This window comes from Streptomyces sp. KLMMK, from assembly GCF_036961605.1.
Classification (GTDB): Bacteria; Actinomycetota; Actinomycetes; order Streptomycetales; family Streptomycetaceae; genus Streptomyces; species Streptomyces telluris.
Genome location: NZ_JBAMDC010000444.1, coordinates 1 through 4,911, shown reverse-complemented (window position 1 = coordinate 4,911; position 4,911 = coordinate 1). Strand labels below are relative to the sequence as shown.

Sequence of the window (4,911 nt, the reverse complement as noted above, 5' to 3'; positions counted from 1 at the left end):
GTGTCGTCGAGGTGCAGGTCGCCCGCGGTGGCGACGACCACCTCGCAGGGCACGTCCTGGGCGAGCCACGCTGCGGTCACGGCGGGGATGCTCGTCCGCCCTCGGTGCTCTCCATAGAGCGGAATAACCACGCTCACTTCAGTCGTGTTCCCGGTCATCCCCGGAACGATAGGGCCGGGGACGACTCCGCAGAACACGGCCGTGGGGCTTTCGGCCAGCGCGTCAGGGGACCGCCGAATCCGGCGGCAGAACTCCATGCCTGCCCCGCTGCCGAGAAGGGTCGGAAATTGCTGATATTCGCCATGAAGCCGGCTCACGACGGAACGATCGCCGTCGTACGGGACCGCAAGCTGCTGTATTCACTGGAGGCGGAGAAGGACTCCGGGAAGCGCTATTCCGCCGTGGGCGCCGCGGGGCTGCTCCAAGCGGCCGAGCTGGTCGGGGACTTGCCCGATGTCATCGCGCTCGGCGGCTGGAGCCAGGACCCTCCGGTCGCGCACCGCGCCGTCGGGGCGGGGTACACCGATCCGCACGCCGTCGAGCAGCGGCTCGGGCGCTTCTTCGGCAAGGAAGTCCGCTGGTTCTCGTCCTCCCACGAGCGCTCGCACATCATGGCGGCACTCGCCCTGGCGCCACCGGACGACGCCGAATTGCGCAGCGTCCTGGTGTGGGAGGGCGAGACGGGTGCTTTCTACCTCGTCGACCGGGACTGCCGTATCGTGCGCCACGTTCCGGTGCTGGACGAGCCGGGCGGCCGCTACGCCTTCCTCTTCGCGCTCGCCGATCCCTCCTTCCCCGCGGAGGCCAGGGCGCCCCGGCTGGGAGACGCGGGGAAGCTGATGGCGCTGGCCGCCTACGCCGATCCCGGCGACGCGGACCGGGAGACCACGGAGGCCGTCGACCGGATTCTCGCGCTGTCCACCGTCTACCCGCCGCCGAAGCACGCTTTCCGGGATTCCCCGCTGTACGACGCGGGCGTCGAGTCGCCCCGCACCAAGGCCGCGGCGGCGCTGCTGAGCAGCCGCCTGTTCAGGATCTTCGCCGAGGCCGCCCGCGCGCACCTGCCCGCGGGTACACCGTTGCTCGTGTCCGGCGGTTGCGGCCTGAACTGCGACTGGAACGCCATGTGGGCCGGGCTCGGCCACTTCTCCTCCGTGTTCGTGCCGCCCGTCGCCAACGACTCCGGCTCGGCGATCGGCACCGCCGCCGACGCCCTGGTCCACTTCACCGGCGACCCGCGCATCGAGTGGGACGTCTACCGCGGCCTGGACTTCGTGCACGACACCGAGGCCGATCCCGCCGTGTGGCAGCGGTCCCCGCTGGACCACGGAGCGCTGGCCCGGGCCATCGGCGAGGGCGCGGTGGTGGCCTGGGTGCAGGGCCGCTGGGAGATCGGGCCGCGCGCCCTCGGCCATCGTTCGCTGCTGGCCGAGCCGTTCTGGGAGAGCACCAGGGACCGGCTCAACGCCATCAAGAAGAGGGAGGGCTACCGGCCCATCGCGCCCTGCTGCCGTGCCGAGGACACCGACCGGCTCTTCCACGGCGGCTTCGAGGACCCGTACATGCTCTACTTCCGCAAGGTGCGTTCGGCGGACCTGCGCGCGGTCACCCACGTGGACGGCTCCGCCCGCGTACAGACCGTCACCCCGGACACCGACCCTGCTCTGCACACCCTGCTCTCGGCCTTCGCCGCGCAGTACGGCGCGGGGGTGCTGTGCAACACCTCGCTCAACTTCAACGGCCTCGGCTTCATCAACCGCATGTCCGACCTGACGCGGTACTGCCAGAAGCGGGGTGTGGACATCATGGTGGTGGGCGACCAGTGCTACCGGCGGCTGTGACGGCGGGGGCCGAGGCGGGGGAGGGGCAGGGGCAGGGCTTGCGGGTGGCCCTGGTGGTCCGTGACTTCCGCCCGTCGTGGGACCAGGTGAGCCGGTACGTCCTCAACGCAGGCCGGCAACTGGTGCGTGACGGCCACCGGGTCCACCTGCTGTCGGCCACCGGCGACTTCGGCGAGGCCGAACGACACGGCCTGTGCCCCGTCCCGCTCGCCGCCCGGCCGGAGGGGTACGCCTATTTCACCCCCGCGCACGCCCACGCCGACCGGATCTACGAGGCCCTGCGCGCGCTCGCCGCGGATTCCGGGCTGGACGCGGTGGAATTCCCCGACCGCGACGGCGAAGGGCTGACGACGATCCGGGCCAAGCGGCTGCTCGGCGAGTTCCCGGACACCGCGCTGACCGTGCGGGCGCACGCGCCCGCCGCGCTGACCGGTCCCCTCAGCGGAGAACAGCCGGGGGACACCGACCGGGCGATGGCCGCATACGCCGAGGAGTACTGCATCCGTCACGCCGACCTGGTGCTGCTCCCCTCGCACAGCGTCGCCGAGTACGCCCGGTCCCTCAACAGCGAGTGCCGCTACAGCCCCTGCCCGCTCGCCCCCTCCGATCTCCTCACGCGGCCGCCGGGCGGCGAACCGCTCCGGCAGGTGACGTTCGCGGGACCGGTCGGCACCCTGGGCGGAGCCGACGTGTTCCTGACCGCGGCAGCCCGGCTCGCCGAGTCCGACCCGGACGTCACCTTCACGCTGTTCGGCCGGAGGACCGGCCGTCCGGGCGCGGCACTGCCCGGTGACCGGTACCTCGACCGGTGCCTCGACGGGCTCGTCTTCGGTCCGCTGCGTGGACGCGTCACGTTCCTCGACCCGGCCGAAGCCCCCGACCGGGGGCGTCTGTGGCGGAACACGCGGCTGTGCGTGGTTCCTGCGCGCTGGGACAACCGCCCCTACGAGGCGCTGGAGGCGATGGGCCACGGCTGCCCGGTCGTGTGCGCCTCCGGCGGAGGCACCGCGGAACTGGTCACGGACGGGGTGTCCGGGTTCGTCGCCCCGGCGGGTGATCCGGACGCGCTGGCACGGCTGCTCGGCCGGCTCACCGGCGCCGATGCGCACCTCCTGGACGCGACAGCCCGGCTCGGGTCCGCCGCCGCGCGGTCCCGGAGCGACCCCGTCATCGCCGTGCGGCTCCTCGCCGACGCCTACCGCGAAGCGCGCCGAAGGCCCCGAAAGGCCGGTGTGGAAGGCACCCCCGCCGTCTCGGTGGTGATCACCGTCTACAACAAGGGCCGCTGGCTGGCCGAGACCGTCGCCTCCGTCCGGGCGCAGACCCACCCCCGGACCGAGATCGTCGTGGTCAACGACGGCTCCACCGATCCCGCGACGCGTGCCGCCTTCGACGCACTGACCGGCGTCGTCAAAGTCGACAAGCCCAACGGCGGGCCCGGGTCGGCGTACAACGCGGGTATCGCCGCGGCGAGCGGCGACTTCGTCCTCCCCCTCGACGGGGACGACCTGCTGGAGCCCGACTGCGTCGCCACCGCCCTGGCGGCCCTCCAGCGAGCCCCGGACCTGGGCCATGTCAGTTGCTACGTGCGGCACTTCGGGCTGGTGAACACCATGGACGCGCCTCTGGGGACGGTCCCCGCCCTGATGCCCTTCCTCAGTACCGGCGGCAAACGCACCCGCCTCCTGCGGCGCTCGGCTCTGGCCGCCGTCGGCGGCTACGACGAGCGCCTGCCTACGCTCGACGACGTCGAACTGCTGATCCGGCTGGAGCGCTCAGGGCAGGAAGGGGACATCGTCCCGCGGGCCCTCTTCTCCTACCGGAGGCACGCCGAGTCGCTCACCTTCGCCTCCCCCGGCGAGCAGTTCGTGGACGAACACCAGTACATCCTCGCCAAACACGCCGACCTGCTGGCCGCCCAGGGGCCGGCCGCCTGTCATCACCTGCTGCACCTGTGGAAGAACGGCGTCGAGTTCAGCCCCTCGGCGCGCTGGCGCCGTGCCCGGGAGGAAGGAACCCCATGCCCGAAGTGACCGTGGCCATACCGCTGTACGGGGACCACGGGGGCCGGGCCGGCCTCGCCGCCGTCACCGGGGCCTGGCTGGCGCAGGACGTGCCCTGCGAGGTGGTCGTGGCGACCGCCGGGGACCTCGGCGTGGACCTCCCGGGGGTCCGGGTCGTCCACGCCGACCCGGGCATCCGGTCGGCGGGCACGCTGCGCAACATCGCCGCCGCCGAAGCCCGGTCCCCCGTACTGTGCCTGACGGACTCCGACGTCCTCCCGCTGGGCCGGGACTATGTGCGGCGGGCCCTGCGGCTGGCGGACGGCGCCGCGTTCGCCCAGCCCTGGATGTACCGGCTGCCCGGCGGCGCCGCGGCCCTGGCGCGTGCCGGCCTGCCGGAGCCCGTCGACATCCGGGTGGCGGCCCCGGCCGGGCGGACCTGCTACGTCACCGCGGCCCCCGGCCCCGCGCTCGTCCCCTACAGGGGTGAGCGGATGGAGCGGGAGCTGATGGGGGAGGGCGGCGTACGGGTGCCCACCCCGATGGTCTGGCCGCCACCGCCCGCGTACGACCCCGACCTGCCGTCGTGGATGCAACGCCAGGCCCCCTTCCACTGGGGCCAGCTCATGCTGCCGGCCGAGCGGTTCGCGGAGGTCGGCGGGTACTGCCCCGCCTACACGGGCTGGGGCTGCGAGGACGACGACCTGCTGACGAAGATCGCCTCGCGCGTCCCGCTGATCCGCGCCTGGACGGCCGAGCCCTCCCTCACCTGCCTGCACCTGGAGCATCCACGCCACTACGTCGCCGGGCCGGAGTGGGACGCCAACAAGGCCCGCCTGCGGGAACGCCTGGCGGCGGGCCCGGCGGCGATGATCGAGGAGGACCTTCGTCCGGCCGTGTCCCGGTTCCGTATTCCGTAGGGGGACGCATGCAGACCGGCTCCGGGCGAGCTGCGGGCCCTTCGCTGTTCCGCATGCTGGAGCTGCACGAACACATCGAGCCCGCGGCCTCCGGCCACAAGCCCTGACGGCCATCGTCCCCGGCCACGGTGCCTCCGGTCCGGGAAC

3 protein-coding genes are annotated in these 4,911 nt (G+C 72.9%); all 3 read left to right on the top strand.

Annotated features, from left to right (window positions below; genetic code table 11):
- The first annotated feature begins 302 nt into the window (after positions 1-302).
- Genes V7793_RS33250 through V7793_RS33240 form a run of 3 tightly spaced genes read left to right on the top strand, consistent with a single transcriptional unit; the run spans position 303 to position 4,764 of the window.
- On the top strand, positions 303-1,841 hold the full coding sequence (locus V7793_RS33250) for a carbamoyltransferase C-terminal domain-containing protein (RefSeq protein ID WP_336013429.1): 1,539 nt from the start codon (positions 303-305) through the stop codon (positions 1,839-1,841).
- Positions 1,842-1,885: 44 nt separating this feature from the next.
- Complete coding sequence (locus V7793_RS33245) at positions 1,886-3,874, top strand: glycosyltransferase (RefSeq protein WP_336013430.1); 1,989 nt, start codon at positions 1,886-1,888, stop codon at positions 3,872-3,874.
- The gene (locus V7793_RS33240) at positions 3,862-4,764 is read left to right on the top strand and encodes a galactosyltransferase-related protein (RefSeq protein ID WP_336013428.1); all 903 of its coding nucleotides are present in this window, start codon (positions 3,862-3,864) and stop codon (positions 4,762-4,764) included. The genes V7793_RS33245 and V7793_RS33240 overlap by 13 nt, the downstream gene beginning before the upstream one ends.
- Positions 4,765-4,911: the final 147 nt, after the last annotated feature.

Excerpts from the sequence above, each read along its gene's own strand:
- V7793_RS33250 (WP_336013429.1), top strand. The coding sequence starts at position 303 with ATGAAGCCGGCTCACGACGGAACGATCGCCGTCGTACGGGACCGCAAG.
- V7793_RS33240 (WP_336013428.1), top strand. The coding sequence starts at position 3,862 with ATGCCCGAAGTGACCGTGGCCATACCGCTGTACGGGGACCACGGGGGC.